17 protein-coding genes are annotated in these 18,377 nt (G+C 47.3%); 5 read left to right on the plus strand and 12 right to left on the minus strand.

Annotated elements, in window-relative coordinates:
• Positions 1-26 precede the first annotated feature (26 nt).
• Entirely contained in the window at positions 27-1,190 is a 1,164-nt protein-coding gene (locus tag ABD744_RS09405; RefSeq protein ID WP_344797839.1) for a GGDEF domain-containing protein, read from the plus strand.
• On the opposite strand, the gene ABD744_RS09410 is transcribed toward ABD744_RS09405, so the two are convergent.
• From ABD744_RS09410 to ABD744_RS09420, 3 genes are all read right to left on the minus strand, one after another.
• Positions 1,159-4,083 (minus strand): multiheme c-type cytochrome, encoded by a 2,925-nt coding sequence (locus ABD744_RS09410; RefSeq protein ID WP_344797841.1) that lies wholly within the window; start codon positions 4,081-4,083, stop codon positions 1,159-1,161. The two genes, ABD744_RS09405 and ABD744_RS09410, sit on opposite strands and share 32 nt — an antisense overlap.
• Positions 4,084-4,137: 54 nt before the next feature.
• On the minus strand, positions 4,138-4,644 hold the full coding sequence (locus tag ABD744_RS09415; protein WP_344797843.1) for a hypothetical protein: 507 nt from the start codon (positions 4,642-4,644) through the stop codon (positions 4,138-4,140).
• A gap of 154 nt (positions 4,645-4,798) precedes the next feature.
• On the minus strand, positions 4,799-6,868 hold the full coding sequence (locus tag ABD744_RS09420; protein WP_344797845.1) for a hypothetical protein: 2,070 nt from the start codon (positions 6,866-6,868) through the stop codon (positions 4,799-4,801).
• 400 nt (positions 6,869-7,268) lie between these two features.
• Between ABD744_RS09420 and ABD744_RS09425 the strand changes: the two genes are divergently transcribed.
• Positions 7,269-8,069 carry a transporter substrate-binding domain-containing protein gene (locus ABD744_RS09425; protein ID WP_344797847.1) on the plus strand — a complete coding sequence of 267 codons (801 nt, stop codon included), beginning with the start codon at positions 7,269-7,271 and terminating at the stop codon, positions 8,067-8,069.
• Positions 8,070-8,129: 60 nt separating this feature from the next.
• On the opposite strand, the gene ABD744_RS09430 is transcribed toward ABD744_RS09425, so the two are convergent.
• Together ABD744_RS09430 and ABD744_RS09435 are read right to left on the minus strand one after the other, a co-directional pair.
• Entirely contained in the window at positions 8,130-8,789 is a 660-nt protein-coding gene (locus tag ABD744_RS09430; RefSeq protein WP_344797849.1) for a c-type cytochrome, read from the minus strand.
• A gap of 175 nt (positions 8,790-8,964) precedes the next feature.
• Positions 8,965-9,405, minus strand: coding sequence for a hypothetical protein (locus tag ABD744_RS09435; RefSeq protein WP_344797851.1), 441 nt, complete (start codon positions 9,403-9,405; stop codon positions 8,965-8,967).
• Between the two features lie 262 nt (positions 9,406-9,667).
• On the opposite strand from ABD744_RS09435, the gene hisA reads away from it, so the two are divergent.
• Entirely contained in the window at positions 9,668-10,429 is a 762-nt protein-coding gene (hisA, locus tag ABD744_RS09440) for a phosphoribosylformimino-5-aminoimidazole carboxamide ribotide isomerase (protein WP_344797853.1), read from the plus strand.
• Positions 10,430-10,629: 200 nt separating this feature from the next.
• Positions 10,630-11,988, plus strand: a complete 1,359-nt coding sequence (locus ABD744_RS09445) for an HD-GYP domain-containing protein (RefSeq protein WP_344797855.1) — start codon at positions 10,630-10,632, stop codon at positions 11,986-11,988.
• 77 nt (positions 11,989-12,065) lie between these two features.
• Here ABD744_RS09445 and ABD744_RS09450 read toward each other — a convergent pair whose 3' ends face one another.
• The 4 genes from ABD744_RS09450 to ABD744_RS09465 all read right to left on the minus strand — a co-directional run bounded on the left by ABD744_RS09450 (position 12,066) and on the right by ABD744_RS09465 (position 16,108).
• Positions 12,066-12,977 (minus strand): LysR family transcriptional regulator, encoded by a 912-nt coding sequence (locus tag ABD744_RS09450; RefSeq protein ID WP_344797858.1) that lies wholly within the window; start codon positions 12,975-12,977, stop codon positions 12,066-12,068.
• Positions 12,978-13,623: 646 nt separating this feature from the next.
• Positions 13,624-14,184: a YbhB/YbcL family Raf kinase inhibitor-like protein gene (locus ABD744_RS09455; protein WP_344797860.1), complete on the minus strand. Its 561-nt coding sequence runs from the start codon at positions 14,182-14,184 to the stop codon at positions 13,624-13,626.
• 104 nt (positions 14,185-14,288) lie between these two features.
• Positions 14,289-15,134, minus strand: coding sequence for a helix-turn-helix transcriptional regulator (locus tag ABD744_RS09460; protein ID WP_344797862.1), 846 nt, complete (start codon positions 15,132-15,134; stop codon positions 14,289-14,291).
• A 767-nt stretch (positions 15,135-15,901) separates the two neighbouring features.
• Positions 15,902-16,108, minus strand: coding sequence for an LrgB family protein (locus tag ABD744_RS09465; RefSeq protein ID WP_344797864.1), 207 nt, complete (start codon positions 16,106-16,108; stop codon positions 15,902-15,904).
• 110 nt (positions 16,109-16,218) lie between these two features.
• Between ABD744_RS09465 and ABD744_RS09470 the strand changes: the two genes are divergently transcribed.
• Positions 16,219-16,539, plus strand: coding sequence for a DUF551 domain-containing protein (locus tag ABD744_RS09470; RefSeq protein ID WP_344797866.1), 321 nt, complete (start codon positions 16,219-16,221; stop codon positions 16,537-16,539).
• Between the two features lie 85 nt (positions 16,540-16,624).
• Here the strand turns inward: ABD744_RS09470 and ABD744_RS09475 are convergent, their stop codons facing one another.
• The 3 genes from ABD744_RS09475 to ABD744_RS09485 are packed head-to-tail and all read right to left on the minus strand — an operon-like array spanning position 16,625 to position 18,270.
• Positions 16,625-17,326, minus strand: coding sequence for an LrgB family protein (locus ABD744_RS09475; RefSeq protein WP_344797868.1), 702 nt, complete (start codon positions 17,324-17,326; stop codon positions 16,625-16,627).
• A complete protein-coding gene (locus ABD744_RS09480; protein WP_344797870.1) occupies positions 17,323-17,673 on the minus strand; it encodes a CidA/LrgA family protein in 351 nt (116 codons plus the stop codon). Before ABD744_RS09480 ends, ABD744_RS09475 begins: the two co-directional genes overlap by 4 nt.
• Before the next feature lie 39 nt (positions 17,674-17,712).
• Positions 17,713-18,270: a DJ-1/PfpI family protein gene (locus ABD744_RS09485; protein WP_344797872.1), complete on the minus strand. Its 558-nt coding sequence runs from the start codon at positions 18,268-18,270 to the stop codon at positions 17,713-17,715.
• Positions 18,271-18,377 lie beyond the last annotated feature (107 nt).

Genomic DNA, 18,377 nt, shown 5'->3' on the forward strand with positions numbered 1-18,377 from the left:
CAAAAAAATAACACTAAAAAGCTGTAATGCATCAAATCACTAAAATAGTTCGTCATTTAAGTACCAAAATTTTTGAAGGCTCCTACGTTGAGAAATCTCAGTGCATCTTTGTATTGATTGCGCTTGCGACGGCCTGCTTCTCAATTTTGTTGTCTTGTACGCTATTAATCACCGACAGCAACACTGGCTCAATGGATCGTCAGGGGTATCAGGAGCTGCTTGAGATTTCGAGCATCAGTTCGCTGTATTGCCTGATCCTGTTTATGGTCGGGAATTACATTCGGTCGGCCAACAACCGCTGGTATCCTCAGGTTTGCCTCTACAGCTACGTCATTGTGAATGCCATCATCTTATTTTACATCGGGGTATTCTCCATCGGCACCGGCATCGCATTAGCGGGCGCTCCCATCATCGGCCTGATCATTTTTAACCGTCGTATGATTTTCTCCAGCTTGTTCAGTGGCCTCTTCATTTTGTTGGTGTTTTCGGTGTTTATCCAAATGAAGCAGCTCGATTATGCGCCCATCGTGATGGATAAAGAACTGACCTATCACGACCCGGTTTGGCTGGTCACTATGATGGCGTTTGTGGGTGCCCACTTAGCCCTACTGGTATTGGTCGGCAACGCATCGATTTCACGATGGAAAAAACGAGAAGCGGAAGTGACCTTCTTATCCACCACCGACCCGCTCACCCAGATTTCAAACCGTCGTCAGTTGATGGATCTGTTCAAAATGGAATATCTGCGAGCCGCGCGCAGCAAACAGCCCATTTCCATTTTTTTAGTGGATTTGGATCACTTCAAACAAGTGAATGATGCCTATGGCCATCAGTCAGGCGATGAAGCACTGAAAAGTGCAGCAGATACCTTAAAAGAGACCCTGAGGGAAACGGATCTGGTGGGCCGTTATGGCGGCGAAGAGTTTTTAGCCATTCTGCCCAATACCGATGGCAAAGCGGCCGTTCAGGTGGCAGACCGTTTTCGCCGGGCACTGCAAGCCAAACAAATTGCCTTGCCGGACGGTCAGGTAATTTCCATCACCGCCAGCATTGGCCTGCACACCGTAGTGCCGGAACACATCGGCGGGCTTGAGCATTTCCTGGCAGAGGCCGATAAAGCCTTGTACCAAGCCAAGCACAATGGCCGAAACCAAGTCACTATTGCGCTTCGTAACGCACAAGCTGTGTAGTTAACTCAATCACTTCCGGTTCCGGGATACTTTCTTCTGGATAAGCCGCCCGCACCTGATCCGTCAGTTTTTTAGCAAACACCTGATACAGTACCCGCGTGGAGACGGTCAGCGGGTATTGAATATCTTCAGGCAGTTCAAATACCTCTTCCCGAGTTTGGCCCGATTTAATTCGGGTGTCCTGACCAATTTTAACGTAACGCCAGAACCTTAAACCAACGGGTACGCCTTCTTTATCCACCCCGATCTTTATGAATCTTCGGCTGCCGGACGGAATCACACCGTTCTTCATCACCCCGCTTTCAAACACTCGTTTACCGGCTGCGTCTGTGGCAATCACTTCCAGCCAAACCTGACGTCGGGCCCCACCGGGCATGTCATGGCCTGAATTCTGATTGGTCACTTTGGCGATGAATTGATCACCCTCTTTTTCAACGTCTAACGTAAGCGCCGTTTTTAAAATATCAATGCTTAACTTTTTATGTTCCGGGTTTCTCATGCCCGTAAAATAATAATTGCCACCCGCAAAGTGATGAGAACGCATATTCGCCTTTGTCGGCCCATCGTCCGTCGATTGACCGGCTACCGCCGTAAAGTTGGTAGCATCCGGGGTCATGTGACAATCTATGCACGTTTTATGCTGAGACGGATCATCCGGCCGGTTAAACGGAGACGCCAGCCATTCACCAAAGTTGTCGTTAATATTGGCACCCATGCCGGTGGTGAATTCGTTATGGCAGGTCGCGCAATACAAGGAACTTTGGTACAAGTCCGGGTTCGAGTACGAATCTTTATGGGCCTGAGGTTGGGCATTAATTTGACGGTCCGCCATCCATTGGGTAACTGGGTTTGCAACGTCTTCAAAGACGTACTGCTGCCGGTCTTTTAAGTTGACGGTAAGGTCGGTGTTGCCGCCGGCATTTTCCGCCTTGGTGATCCGATGACAAAACAAACACCCGGTTCCACGTTCGTTCACCGCTTGATTGCTCGCCAACGCATGCTTCAGTGACGCGCCCTGTTGCTCATACATGTCGCCATAGTCAGTAAAGGCGCCGGATGTCTTATTTATGATTGCCTGAGGGGCATGACAACCTCGACACAGCACACGGAATTCTTCACCTTCTTCTTTCGCCGCCACGTCTTCATGAAAACGATAAAACGGATGATCCATGTTCATGCCGTGGTTGGAATCCGCCCATTGATCATAAATCGTGGTATGGCAATCGCCGCACTTGGCCGAATTGATCCATTCCTCCGGGTGGGTATATCGTTTGTCGTCGTCCAACCGAAGCCAGGTGGACAAATAGGGTAAATTTTCCGGGGCGCGAACGTATTCATTTAATGCAGTCATCATTTTTACCGCGTCCAATGGCGGTTGATCCAACGACACGCCCGGCATACCACCTTGGGTTTTCTGAATGATATCAAGGTAAGCCACCACCGGATCACCGGCGATCATCTTATGGGTGTCCACGTGACCGGTGACGGCATTGTCAAAACGATCTTTCTTGCCGTCTTCCATCAATTGACGGTTAGTAAAATTAAAACCATCCAGGTGACACGAATTGCAACTCATCCAAAAATCACCGGCCATCGACAAGCCGGGGTAATCCGCTTCATTGGCGTTATTAAATAAGGTTTTACCCAGACGCATTTGCGGTGATAAAGGGTCCTGATGAACTAACCGAGCAAATTCGGCCTCCGCCAATTTCACCTTCGAAAACGGACCGGGTTTGCCAATATCAAGCTTCACTAGATTAAGGCTCATGGCATTTTGCACATACAGATCCCGGCCAACAACAACCAGCCCCTTAGGGTTATTGCCCGGTACATTGCGGTAAATCTGGGTGACTTTCGCGCCCCCCTGAAATTTTTTGCGACGATGGCGTTTCTTATTCACTTTCCGGCCTTGGCCCCGAGATAAATCAAACACCATTAAGTCTTCAGAGCCTGCCAAAGTCACGATGACTTTGTTGCCGTCTTCGGTAAACGTTATGTCGTGGGGGTTGGAAACAATCCGGGTTTTATTGCCACTTTCAACCACGTTGATTTGTTTGAATAACTGCTTACGCTCATCCACCCGTTCGTGCTCATTACCCGGTGTTAAATCAATGATGGAAACAGCAGGAAATACCGTCGACTGAAACTGAAAGTCATGACCAAACGACCAAAGCAGGTGTGGCAACCAGGCGGTTTTTCCGTCCGGCGCGATGGCGATATTATCCAGCAAACGTGGCTTACCTTGCGGGGTGGTTTGTTTTTCATCAAACGGCGTATCCTCCAGCTGAATGGTTTTTATTAACTGAGGAATGGCTTGAGCCACATCGTAAACAGATATTTCACCGGTCAGTGCATGAGTCACCAACAAACGACCATCGTCCGTTAAAGCCAGCCCACGTGGCGTCGATGCCGTCGCCAGTTCCTGAATGATGTCACCATCAAAGCTCACCACCAACAGTTTATCCCGCTCAAAACTGGTCACATAAAACTGTTGATGACGTTCATCAAACACCACACCGAACGGCCGGGAAGGCACATCTATGCGTTCAATCTCTTTCAGAGTTGGTGCACCCTGTCGCGTCCCTTCTAATAGAATCAGCTGATCAGACAAGTAATCTGTAGCAAGTATCCGAATCTTGTCTGCGTTATCTGAATCAAGACCCAAAGCAATTCGGCGTATGTCCCGACCGATGACTACTTCGTTTAATAATGCGCCCAACGCCCTGTCTATCACACTGACACTGCCACCATCAAAATTCGCGCTGTATAAACGGGATTGATCCGCACTGAACACCAATGAAGCACTTTTATCTGCCGCACTCACCACGGAAGCCATGACGATACTCATGACCCCAAAACCAAATGACAATAACCACAGCACCGGATTTTTCACGTTGCGCTCACACCTTATTTCCAACAACTGATTACTGCGACTTGAGCACAGCCCCTAAGCCGACTTTTTACGGCGTTGAAAGCGCTGTTTTACATTCAGCACACTCCAACGGAATGCATGACGAAACACCAAGGGCGCTAACAACCATGACGAATAAAAATGCACATTTTGAATCAACACACTTTGGTCATCGCCGGTGACACCAAAAAAAAGTAAATAAAAGCCACTGATGGAACACGCCAACAACAACCATTCAATGGCTTGGCCTGTGTAACGTAAAAACGGCTTTTTGGCTTTCGCCACCAGCCTGCGATGAGACGACCAAAACGCACCCACGATCACGGTAAACACGGTGGCTCCAACTACCATGTGCATCAATAAAACCCAACGGTTTACTTGCCAGATCAATTGCAACGGTTCCCAAAGCAGCAGGCCACTGACAAACATTATGTACATCAGCTTTTCCGCTTTGGTATGACGAAAAGCCATACTGAACCAACGCTTATGGAGTCGTTCCGTCAAAGAAGAGGTTTCATCGGTGTCTGTCATTGGCACGGACATGCCTGCCGCCTCATGAATCAAAAGAATATGCGAATGATAATGAAAATTGTTGATGCTATTTCTGACTTGAGACAAAAAAGGCCGCAAACGCGGCCTTAATTTAAAAACGAACCAGAAGTTATTTTCTTTAGGAACGTTATTTACTCTGTGAACGCTATTTCACCCGAACTTTCGCCGCCATCACTTGCGACGTTCCAAACGGGCCTCCCGCCGCAGTTACCTGAGGCACGCCATCCTGATCATTGTCCGCATCCTTTTGCCCTTTGACCACATGTTCGCCGCTGTCACCCAATGCTTCAGCCATTTGCATGCCGCCATTGATCACAGTTCGGAACCAACGCTCGTAGCGGTGGGTCAAGGTTTCCAGCTCAAGTGACGGGTGATTTTCACCCTCCTCATTCTTTAAGTGCAACATGGCTTCACGCAGCCCACCCGAAATGGCGGCAGCGGTATGCGGAGTATGAATCGTCGCTTTACCCGGTGTTTGTGCCCAAGTTTCGATGGATTTATCAAACATGTGCTTTTCAACCGCTAAATAAATGTTGCGGGCAGCCTGCTGATACTTGGCATCTTTGGTCGCCAGGAACGCCGCCACTAAACCACGAATGGTGGAGAATTGCGCATCCAAAGAGGTGTTTGACACCAATTCAAAATTGCCAGTGCCTTTCAGTGTCGCACCGTCCACCACTAAGCCCTGCTTATTAATTAAGTGATTAATAATAAAATCGGCCTGTCGCGTGATCAGTTTCAACGCAGTTTTACCTTCGGCACTCTGTAAATTCACATCACCGCCCTCTGCTGAAGCGTAACCCACAGGCAAGGCATCTTTCGCACGCTGATAAATGGATAAGGCAACCATCGAGTAATTTGCATCGAAGGTGGAAACTTGATTCCCTTGCACCCCTTTGCCTTTTTCGTTCAAGGCGTATTCCGTAACAAAGGTACCGGCCTGTTCATTAAAGTGCAGGGCTTCCAGGTTTTTAAACACCAGATTCGACAAGTTATTCGCCAAAGAGAAGGCATCATCCGCAACGACATCGTTGGTGAGCGAGTCGTCAATATTCGCTTTCGGTGCCGCAGCAAATGGCGCACCATCAAATACCGCACGGAATGCCGGGTTCTGCGCAGTATTGGCATCACGTTGGTCGGTCATCGCGAAAAGCTCCGCCAATGGCCATAACATTTGCCAAGTGTCTCTTAATGAAGAGCTGCCGTCCGTGACTTTCAATGCCTTAATACTTGTGACGTTATGCTTTTGGCCTTCCTTCACCGCCAACCGATGAGGAAACCAGACCGCGCCATTTTTAGGGTTATAATCCGGGCCAAAAGCCACACCCAACGTTTTGCCATCAAAACCCATAGTGCGCTGCATGATCAGCAATTTATCCACAGACAGTTCGGTCAGCATCATGCCATTAAAGCCATCGGTGGCCGACACACCCAGGCTGTGTTTGCCATCCTGATCCATCACCGAAGAAGCCGCCTCAACCTCTTCATCGCTTTCCGTCACATGCATCCCGCCTAAAAAGTCCTGCGCCCACATCACTTCTTTCAATAAGATGCCGCCGGTGGCTGCGGGGTTGAAGGTTTTATCAAACGATGCCGCACTCCAACGCAAGGTTGAGAAATCCGTTTTGTAACCGGGTTTAAGCGTCTGAACAATCTTGGCTTCGTCTTTAAAGGTAAACAGCTCGACACGACCGCCTTGCTCGGTGGAGATGTCCGGCGCTTGTCCAAATTCCGGCGATCCGGACACGTAAGGCATGGAGATCAAATACATATTGGATTTAATCCGAGCCTGATCCATACCCACCGCATCGGCCAGGCTTTTCAGACGTTGCTGCAGTTTCTCTGGGGTACCACCGCGCATCTCATTGACCGGGCCATTAACCAAATTCGGCCCCATTCCGGATTGATAATTAAGAGCAAACATGGCTTCTTCCGAATACTCATAACTCTCAATACCGGCGGCATAATCAAATAAGGTAGGATAGTTCACCTGATCCGGGTCCAGCACATCCAAGTCCAGCCCCAGCGCTTCGGCCAAGGGCTCACCCGACAATTCAAACTCGGTGTATGCCAAAAAATTATCGGCCGGATAATGGGTTTTATCCAACACATCAACCTGAGCTTGTGCCTGAACTGCAGACGACAGCACGGCCGACGAAAGCACCGCTGCGGATATCGCCACACTTAAGGTATTCTTAAACATTGTCTTTTTCATACATTCTCCGAATCCATTATCCCCAACCACCACTATGGGCAATTACTGCATAGATCATCCGTTAACAAATGCATTGCATTTGTAATCGATATTGATAATAGTTCGCATTCTATTTATTAAGAGAGAAATAGATAGGTGAAAATATGAGCAAAACAAACTTCATTGATGTGCATCAAAAGACGACTCACTGTCACAGAAAAAACCGTGCCGAATTAAAACAACTGTGTTCTGAAACAACGCTTACCTCACAATTTTGACGCAAAAGCTGACCGCTGTACTAGCATTTAACAAGTAATAAAGTATGATTTCATCACGCATGTTTGTTGAACACCTGACCGCCTAACGTATTCAGCAAACGTTACTTTGTGACATTCAAGGGATTATGAATACTCAAAATATTATGATTAAACTAACAATAAGATCCGCAACTCAACTACTATCAATCCTGCTCAGCCTGACGCTGTTTAGTTTATCTTCCATCAGCCAGGCCGCGCCTGAAAAGCTCGTAGTGTGTGCCGATAAAGGTTACTGGTATCCCTTTGTATTCACCGAAGGTTATGAAGCCAAAGGGCTTTATATTGATATGCTTAACGACGCCGCTGACCGCTTGGATATGAAAGTCAGCATTCGTCCGATGGACTGGAAAAAATGTCTGCGCAAAGCCCGTGCGGGTAAAGTCGACGGCATCATCGGCGTTTCTTACAAAGACAAACGTGCTGAATACCTTGAGTACCCGGCTGACGCTAAGACTAAGAAGTTCTCTGATTTGCGCCTGACTCAGGTGGAATATGTGGTCGTCAACAACGCCAGTTCACCTTACGTGTTTGATGGCAACGTAACAACCTTGCCACAACCGGTTCGGGTGCCAAGAGGCTATTCCGTTGCAGACGACTTAAAAAATGAAGGCATCAGTGACGTCAACACCAAATCCAAAGGCGACCACGGCACGCTGTTGCGTTTAATCAGCGAGAAAAATGGCAGCGTTGTAACCCTGGCCACCGTAGCAAAGCACTTTGAACAACACCGGTTATTCAAAGGCAAAATCAAAACTCAAAAAAGAGCCTACAAGTCTAAATCTTATTTCATGGCCTTTTCGAAAAAGAGGCCAACGGACGAAGCCAGCCGTAATGAAATCTGGGATGCATTAACCGCCGTCCGTACCGACAGCGTCTTAATGGAAACCTATATGGCGAAATACTAATATTAGGATACACAGCGAAAACGAAGCCTTAGAGCCGCTCTCCGTTCATCAATAGAGCGGCTAGTCTAAGGTAGACAAATACATTGCGATGTTGTCAATCTGATCATCGCTCAGTTGTTTGGCAATGGCGCTCATTGGCGTTTGGTTACGGTCTCGATGATCGCTCTTGAACTTCTTGAGGGTGGTTGCCAAATAGTTAGCCGGTTGACTGGCCAAGCGCGGTAACTGATCCCACCCTTGTGCTTCTTCTCCATGACACATCTGACACTTCGCCTGAAACTCTGCCTGGCCCAAATCGATGTCGGTTTGTTTCATTTCTCTTGGCTTTCGGCCCACAAATGGCTTGGCTGTCTGGTTGGAATAAAAAACCGCAAGATTCACCCGGTCTTCCAACGATAAGCTACCTGCCAATTGACTCATGACGTAGTTTTTACGAGTACCATTAGCAAACTGTTCAAACTGGTTAATCAGGTACTTGGCATTTTGACTGGCAAGGTTCGGAATAAAGTTGCGTTTGCTGTTGCCATCCGAGCCATGACAACGTCCGCACAACCCTGAGCGGGCTTCACCACTGTTCATTGCAGACGAGATCAATTGATCGTCCTGCTGAATTTTATCCAACAGCTGATATTGTTTGTTTACATCCGCCTGAACAGTAAAAGCAAACAACCCAATGAACGCCGCAGTTAATCTGATGCAACCAGACTTAAACACACTCATACTCTATCCCTGCCATGATAAGTGGGCTATTCCTTAACCGAATAACCATACAAAATGAAGGGCGACACTCTACTCTCAGAATGAGGAATAAGATTGAGATAAATCAATAAAATGACGGTTTAGACAGGAATTGAGCGATTTTTTTGAGATTAACTCCCATTTAGACAGAACAACATTATTCTACAAACAGATCGGTGTCCAAATTATTTTCATAGACCCCGTTCAGCCAATGAATTGCATCCTGCTCAAAATCAAATAATTGCGTTGGGTAAGAAATCCCCTTAAAGAACTCTGAAAACATACGATCCACCACCACGTTCGCACCGGAAATGGCCGCGCCGACACAGCCGTTTTCTTCGCCCCAACAATACGCGTTTTTAATGATGTCAAACACCGCAGGCGTGCCGATCATCTTTCGGTCCAGACGGCTTAACAATACCCACCGAGTTCGTCCGGAACCCACCACCGATGCCAAAACCTGCTTGAAAAAAGTACGAATAGCAATGTCATTAAATGCGCCACTCAAAGACAAAATAAGTAAGTCTTCCCGCCATTCAAAACTGTAAGATCCGTGTTCTTTCACACTGCCCTCCATCAACATCAGATCAATGATCATAACATCATCATTCTGCTGGAAAATCCTTTGAACATACCGTTCATCGCCTTATTTATGAAACCCTACGTTCAGCCATTTTTGATGTTCTGCCCGAAACGGGCATCTTCTTGCACAGAGATCCGTGATCCATTGCAAAGAGATCCGTAATCCATTGCAAAGAGTTCCGTGATCCGCTGCACTCAGGCAACACCACTTACTGTGCATAAATTCACATTGAGTTATAATGCCCGCTTATTTTTTACGCTAGCTTATGAGGTGTTCTTTGACTCAGTTCCGTCCGTGCATTGACCTGCACCAAGGTAAAGTGAAACAGATTGTTGGCGGAAGCCTGAATGACGATGGCGCCGATACCAATTTCATCAGCCCATACGATGCCCGCTATTACGCCGAACTGTACCGGGATAACCACCTTAAAGGCGGTCATGTCATTGCGTTAGGCCCAGGCAATAAAGAAGAAGCCTTAAAAGCTTTGAATGCCTGGCCAAAAGGGCTTCAGTTCGGCGGCGGAGTTAACCGGGAAAACGCGGCTGAGTTCCTCGAAGCCGGAGCATCCCACGTCATCGTCACCTCTTATTTGTTTGAACATGGCGAACTGTCTTCCGACCGTTTAGAAGCCATCAAACGCGAAACAGGTTCCGAACACCTGGTGCTGGATTTAAGTTGTCGTCGTACCCATGCAGGATGGAGCATCGCCACCGACCGCTGGCAGACCATCACCAATACCCACATCGACCAAGCCACTCTGACAGAGCTGGCCGGTCACTGCTCTGAATTCTTAATTCATGCTGCGGATGTGGAAGGGCTGCAAGCCGGCATTGATCAGGAGTTAGTCACGCTGTTGGGCAGTATTGCCTCCATTCCCGTGACGTACGCCGGCGGAGCGCGATCTCTGGAAGATTTGAAACTGGTGCATCAATTGTCCAATGGCAACGTGGACCTCACCATCGGCAGTGCCTTGGATATTTTTGGCGGCAAGGGCATCACTCTCGACGAGTGCATCGACTGGAATCAAAACCACGAATAAACAAAATCAATCAGCGAGCCACCATAAGGGTCGCTGATTCCCCCTTTCAGCCGTGTACCTTTTTTGACCGTAAACCTTCCTCGCACCCATGGTACGCTGTGTTCATCCTGAGAAAACCCCTCTGCCTTAAAAATCTTTGTCTAGACTTATCAGATAAACCCACCCTCTGATTTTTAACCCTGAGCGGCTGTATTTAGATCATGTTCGAAAAGAAATTTTCTAAAGAACGTCCCTACCCGGATGACATTCCTTATCTGGATCACTTGGTGAGTATTCATCCGGTGCAAACCGTTCGAGCTACTCAGGATATTTTTGACCAACATAAAACGCGGCTGCTGGAACAGAACGCCCACATTGATCCGAGTTCAAAATCAACACTGCTGTCTGCCTTGTCTCAACAGCCACTGCTTATTCCGCTTGATCACTGCATTGCTCTCGAAAATGAACTCACCGAGCCGGCATTATTGGCGCATTACCGGTATTTTCTGGAGGTGTTCCCCCAATTTAAACGAATGCATGGCGGCTTCGAGCTTGATGACGCGCTGCAATCCATGGTCGCTCAGACGCTGCAACATCCACTGATTGCGCAAAAGCTCACCGTTTTAATGCTGCGCATGCCGCAACGATTTGAGTTTTCTATCGCTGTCAGCTGGTTATCGATGGTCATTGCCCTCCGACAAGAACGAAGTCAACACCAACAAATGTCTGCTTTTATCGCAGGTTTAACGATGGACATTGGCTACCTCCATCTCCCTCAGGCATCAATCCAAGACGAAGAAACGCATGGCAACGTTCAAGCAACCGACAACCACCCGATATTAAGCTGGCAGATCCTAAGTACCATTGACACGCTCGACCCTGCGATCGCCAAAGCGGTACTGGAACATCATGAGCGGTGTGATGGTTCTGGTTTTCCTTACGGTAAGTTTCGGGATGAACTGGGCATTACCGGCCAGATCATCGCCATGGCCAGCCTGGTGATTCATCATCAAATGCCAGACGAACCACACCAACAGAAACACCTGGCCGATATGCTGCCCGCGTTGCAGGTGAATGCTCTGGTACACAAATACGAAGTTTACGAAACGACGTCCATTCTCTGTCGTCAGTGGGCGCATGCACACGTTACTCAAATCAGTGAACACACCATTGATGCTTACATTGACCGCATCTTAACCAAAAACCAATTACTCAGAGAGTGGATACAGCACATTGATGAAATGATCATGGCGTTTGCGAATGAACAAGAAGACCGTAGCCTGCTGACCATTAAACAGACCTACGTGCACATCCTCGGCTCCGCCTACAGTTCCGGCTTTTTAGATGAAAACTACGCCCGATGGTTGCAGCACGTGCAGAAAGAAAAAGTATCCGGTGTCTTTCGGGAAATCGAAGAAGTCGGCCTCCTGATGGATGAAATTGAAAAACACCTGCAACAAACCACCCGTTTGTTTGAGCGGCTTATGAACCAAAGCTCAACCAAGTACGAGCTTTACGAACCTCAGATCAACCAAGGCCTGCAACACATTCAACGGCTACTGAGGAACACCAAAGAGTAGCCATCAACGTCTAGACCTAGACCCACCCACCAACCTTGATAAAGACCCATGCACCGCCAGTGTGAATCAGCTTGCGGCTAACTGGCCAAACTCGGAATAGAAAGCCGTTTGTCCGAAGCCATCTTTTTCGCAAAGAAATCCAAGAATAGCCTTAACTTAACCGGCATGTGCCTACGACTGGTATAAATGACATAAATTTCACTGCGTACGGGTTTATAATCCAGTTCCACCTTAACCAGTTGCCCCAGCTGCACCGCTTCGCGCGCCATTAAATCCGGAAGAATACTGATGCCTGCACCCGCGATCATGGCATCCCGCTTCATGGTGACACTGTTACTGCGGATTCTGGAATTCAGCTGAATATCAAAGGGGCCATTTTCCCCTTCAAATCGCCAGGTGGGCCCCTGTGCATTTTCAATCAAATCGTGATCCGCCAGATCTTCCACCGTTTTAGGGGTCCCGTGGCGGTTCAAGTAATGTGGCGACGCGTACAAGCCTCGGGTCGGTTCTGAAATTTTACGGGCAATAAAACTGCTGTCAGGTAAATTTCCAAGACTCGCACGGATGGCAAGATCAATTTTATCTTCGATGATGTTGCCTTCTTCAAACACCGTTTCGCAATGAATATCAATATCCGGATACAGCATGGAAAATTCACCAATCACGCTGCCCATAAAATAGATGCCAAACTCACCAGGCGCTTCAATGCGCAAACGACCTCTGGGGTTATTCTGCAGCTCAGGAATCAGCGATTCGGTTTCTTGTAAGTCCCGAATATTCTGTTTACTTCGCTCATAGACAACTTCCCCTACTTCCGTCATGGCCACTGACCGACTGGTCCGTTCGAGCAACTTTACGCCCAACGAATCTTCCAGTTGCGAGATTCGTCGACTGACATTTGATTTTGGTAAACCAAGACGTTTTGCTGCCGCTGTAAATCCGTTCTGATCCACAACCTCAACAAAGAGAGCAAGTTCATTTAGATCCATATTTCCCCCAAAGATAAAACACCTCCAGCTTCAAGCAAATTTATAACTCAATGGTTAATTTTTTATACGGCTATCACTGAAGACTGCATTTAGGATAAATGGTTCTATTAATCTCGCTATGATTCAGATCAATTTCGTATCAGAGTAATACTCCATTCATCGAAAGCCCACAGCCCCCGCAGAGTACAGGCGAACCATAAATACGGAACAATATTGTCTCAATTATGAAAAACGGCATTCCAACACACAAAAGTGCGTCGAAACACAGCATTTAACCGCCCAAACCATCGGCTAAAATGCATTTGATCAAAAAACTGCCATAACCGAAGAACGCAGTAACCATAAGCAGTACCAGCTGCTCATCAGAAGTTACTCATTGGCTTATCCACATTTTTTGTGGATAAGCCGTAAGTTCAAGGCAAACAACAGACTTATCCACTGACAGGCTGTTGAGTTTTGTTATCGAGAAAGGACTAACAAGGCAACACAGACAGCAAATCAACATTCTGCTCGACATAAAAAAGGCCCGAAAACCGGGCCTGAAGGGAACATCTCATAGGGTGAGCGAGTGAAAAGCAATGACACCCTCTCCACTCAAGTTCCAAGAACAAAGAACAAAGAACAAAGAACAAACAAAAACGAACCACTAACGTTGATATAAAGCTTCAATACTGGCTTCACCCAGTTTGTGGCTATTCAACATGTAGCCAATGAGTGCCGCCGAACTTTCCTTCGGCAATTCCAGCGTTGGCACATCCAACGCCACCACCTTAAACTGATAACGATGGACGCCGTGTTTCTCTGGCGGGCAAGCGCCACCAAATGCGTATTGGCCGTAATCATTTCGGCCGTGCGCTGCGCCGGTCGGCAAAAGACTCAAGTCGCCTTTTCCAGCCCCTGAAGCCAAGCGATTCGTGGACTCAGGTAAGTTATAAACAAGCCAGTGCCACCAACCACTGCCGGTCGGGGCGTCCGGATCATAGGCCGTGATCGCAAAACTCTTGGTACCTTCAGGTGGGTTCGACCATTGCAACTGCGGGGACAGGTTCTGACCGTCACAACCAAAACCGACAAACTCCTGAGCTTTCGGCATAGGCTTTCCTGGCTGAATATCCTTACTTTGAAGATCAAAAGCTCCGGCCGTAGGTGCCAGCGTAGAAAAAGAGATGGCTGCCATCATTGCAGCAGATGTAATAAGCGGTTTCATAAGTGCCTCCTTAATTCGAGACACCATCCTAACCCCAATAAAAATGCAGAGTTCGCTTTAAAACACCAATTTTTTGCCTGAAAACACCAATGTCCCGACAGCCATCAACGGCCGCGAGTTTTGCGTAACTCACTGGGTGACAAACCAAACCGCAATTTAAAACGTTCACTGAACCGCGATTGACTTTGATAACCCACGGATTGTGCAACCTGAGAAATGGGCCAGAACGTTTCCTGAAGAATACACAACGCAGACACCAAACGCGTGTCCTCCAACAATTCACGAAAGCCCGAACCTTCCTGCTGAAGATGACGCCGCAAACTGGAAGCACTGGTTCCTAAATCTGCACACACCTCTTCCAGTGTCCAGTTTTTCGATAGGTCACTGTTAATATGATTAAACAGTTTCTGTTTCCAGCTGGATGCTGCCACCATCATCGGCTCAAGCGATGCCTGAGTATGCAAAAACGTCAATAAACTTAATACGCACAATTCAATTTGAGCATCGTTCATGTCGGTTAATTCGCTCAATTGCAACCAATGATTCAAGTGCAGAATCACCTCTGGGGTAACAGACACTAACGACGATACCGCCGTTGCAGACTCTGGCGCATAGTCTCGCAAAAAACGGCCGAGTAATTCGGGTTGAATGGCTAACGCAACGGCCAAATAATGATGGATGTCTTGGTCCGGAAAGTTCACCATGGTCAGTTGACTGTTACCGGGCACTAAAATGCCTTCACCGGCAGACACCATCACCACGTCGCCCTGAGCATTCGTCACCTGCTTTTTGCCACTCAGCACTAAGATCACCGAGGGATGTACAATCGGCACCGACCGTAAATTCTGATCTTTTTGGCTATGAAACAGGTTCAGCCCCTGAACCGGAGCACTCTCTTTATCCTGGTAAATTAAGGTCAGTAATCGTTCCGTTAATCGACAAATATCCACTGGTGGCCCTCAAACACTCCATCGTCGCAATAGACTAATAAAAAACGCTGAAAAATGCTTGTATAAATTCACCATCCAAGCTTCATTCAAAGCCACTCACCCACCAAGTTGTCATCACTCATTTCAGTACAAAAAGCATCCATAAAGTTAACGGAGGAAAAAACATCGATTCGTGATACCGCTGTGGAAAACCTTATCTGGACATTGAACAATGCCGCTTTTAACAGAGCACAATTGCAAACACTGAACCCAACCAATGCCTCCCACCATTGACCTCAAAAATAAGACAATCTCGCTTGAGTTAAGCGAAGCAACCAAACGTTAATCACAGCTGAACAATAATGGAGCAATTTCATCAACATCAATGACGATAAGTCTCCCAGAGGTTTGACCCAAGCTTATCAACTAGGTTATCCACAGACACTGTGGACTCTTTGCCCTGGAATTTGTTCTAAAAACCGATAAAAACTGAAATAAATCCGACAATGTCAATGGTTATTTTTATCTTTATTAACATTAAAACTGATGTTTCATTATTATTTAGAGTTATTTTTCAAAACAACATAACCAAACCAACAAAATCTCATAAACAGCTGTTTTTATTGAATTTTAATAAAACTGAGTGTTTTTGAAACAAAACCCTAAAAGCCCTTAAAAACAAGCGTCTAGCGCGTTCCTAATAACTTACCAACAATTTTATCCACAAAATCGGTGGATAACTCACTTTCAAGAAAAACTAAGCAATCAACAACAGACAACAACCGACCTCACGCCATCAAAAAGTAACCCAACAACGGTAATAAAACGGACAAAAATACACCAGTTACAATCATCGCCAACGCTGAAAACGCGCCACAGACCGGACTTATTTCCAATGCTTTTTGGGTGCTAATGGCGTGGGAGGTTAAACCCAGCGCCACCCCCTGAATCCGATGATCATCAAACCCGAAACCTGTTAGGCCATTCGTCGACATATGTGAACAACATATCTAGCTCTAGGACTCTTCTTGGGCAGGAAACATAGGTTTGATCAGTCCTGCTCGATGGTGGTATTTTCAACCAACCTCAATACTAGGAAGTTATCATGTGGATTAACTGCAAAGAAAAAATGCCAGAAGATATGGAAGTTGTAATTGCCCTATATCTTGGACTCTGGCCTGGACGTGGTAATGGCGGTATTACCGATACTTACGCAGTGGACGGCAAATGGTTCAACCTTCCAGAAGGCGTTTCTGTTATTGGCTGGATGCAGATACCGAATACAGAACACCTACCGATCACAGAACACTACGCTCCTCCCGATATCGTTTCGGTCAATCTTCTTGGTAGTGTCGAAACCGACATCCCCTCGATTGTCGAGTTAGTTTTTGAGGGCGATCATTCAGAAATAAAGCCACCGAAGTGATGTATGGAAGCGTTTACTGTTTCAAACAAAAACAGTCGCCCTTGTTTGTTCTCTTGATAAATGATCCTCAACAACACAACCGACCTCACGCCATCCAAAAATAACCCAACAACGGCAATAAAACGGACAAAAATACACCAGTCACAATCATCGCCAACGCTGAAAACGCGCCACAGACCGGACTTATTTCCAATGCTTTTTGGGTGCCAATGGCGTGAGAGGTTAAACCCAGCGCCACCCCCTGAATCCGATGATCATCAAACCCGAAACGTGTTAACAAAGCAGGCCCGATCATGGCGCCGAACAATCCGGTGAACATCACCACCAATGCCGCCAACGCAAGGTGCCCTTTCATTACTTCATTAATGGACAAGGCAATGGGGGTCGTCGCAGACTTCGTCACCAGAGCCACCTGGGTACTAAAATCAAAGCCCCATAGATAGGCCAAGCCTCCGGTCAGTAGCACGCCCACCAAAGCAGACGCACCGATTGAAATACAAATCACAGGCAGCCATCGACGCAACTGGGTTAAATTGTGATACAAAGGAATAGCCAAAGACACCACCGCCGGCCCCAAAAGCCATTGCAAGGGTTGATTGGCTTCAAAATACTGTCGATATGGAATATCAAACCAAACCAACACAGCAACCACCAACACAACGCCAATCAACAAAGGTTGGAATAACACATGCTGGTCACTTTTCTGATAAGCGAACCGAGCCACCAGAAAGGCCCCCACCGTTAGTGCAAATAACCCGATGTTTTGACCACTGAACACCGGCATCATTGGTCAGTTCCTTGTGAACGGCTGAGCCGGGCTAACAACCATGCGGTTAACAGCAAAGAAAACACAATGGAAATACTCAAAGTCAAAACGATGGCCACCCCTTGTCTTTCCAACAAGGCCGCGCACGTAATCACACCCACTGAACTTGGTATCAGCAATAACGCCAGGTTGTTTATCAAAACCTTGCTACTTCGGTGCAGCGAGTCCGCTACCTGCCGACGCCACACCAGAAAACCGAAAAGGTACAACATACCAAGAATAGAGCCCGGCACAGGGACGCCCAACACGTTTTGAGTTAACTCGCCCAACCCATAAAAACCTACTATCAGGGCAAACCCGATCAACATGTCGAACCTCCGAACCATCTTCAATCGTTTAAGTCTTCATCACAGCAACGTCAAAAACGCCGCCAACCACTTAGGGTGCGCAGGCCAGGCAGGTGCCGTCACCAGATTACCGTCCACATACACATCGTCCACAGCCACTTCATGGTATTGGCCACCCGCAGAAACCACTTCCGGAGCCACCGTTGGATAGCCGGTACACTTACGACCTTCCAACACACCTGCGGCTGTTAATAACTGAGTGCCGTGACACACGGCTGCAATCGGTTTGTTGGCTACTGAAAAGTGCACCACAATTTCGAGCACGCGTTTATTCAGACGCAAATACTCAGGCGCGCGACCGCCCGGAATGACCAATGCATCGAATTCATCCAGATTGATATCATCAAACGTCGCGTTCAGCGCAAAACGATGACCCGGCTTCTCACTGTAGGTTTGATCGCCTTCAAAATCATGAATGGCGGTGATGACCGTATCGCCAGCCACTTTATCGGGACACACGGCGCTTACCTGATGACCCACCATTTGCAATGCCTGAAATGGCACCATGATTTCATAATCTTCAACGTAATCGCCTGCCAACAATAATATTTTCTTCATTAGGTGCTCTCTTAACCATTGTTTAAGTTCACAAAGCGTCTGCTCTGCCTCACTTGGGTGACGCTACTTTACGCAGACTCAATTCATTGATATATAGATATAAAGAA

Origin of the sequence: Litoribacillus peritrichatus (genome assembly GCF_039537985.1) — a bacterium.
Taxonomy (GTDB): Bacteria; Pseudomonadota; Gammaproteobacteria; order Pseudomonadales; family Litoribrevibacteraceae; genus Litoribacillus; species Litoribacillus peritrichatus.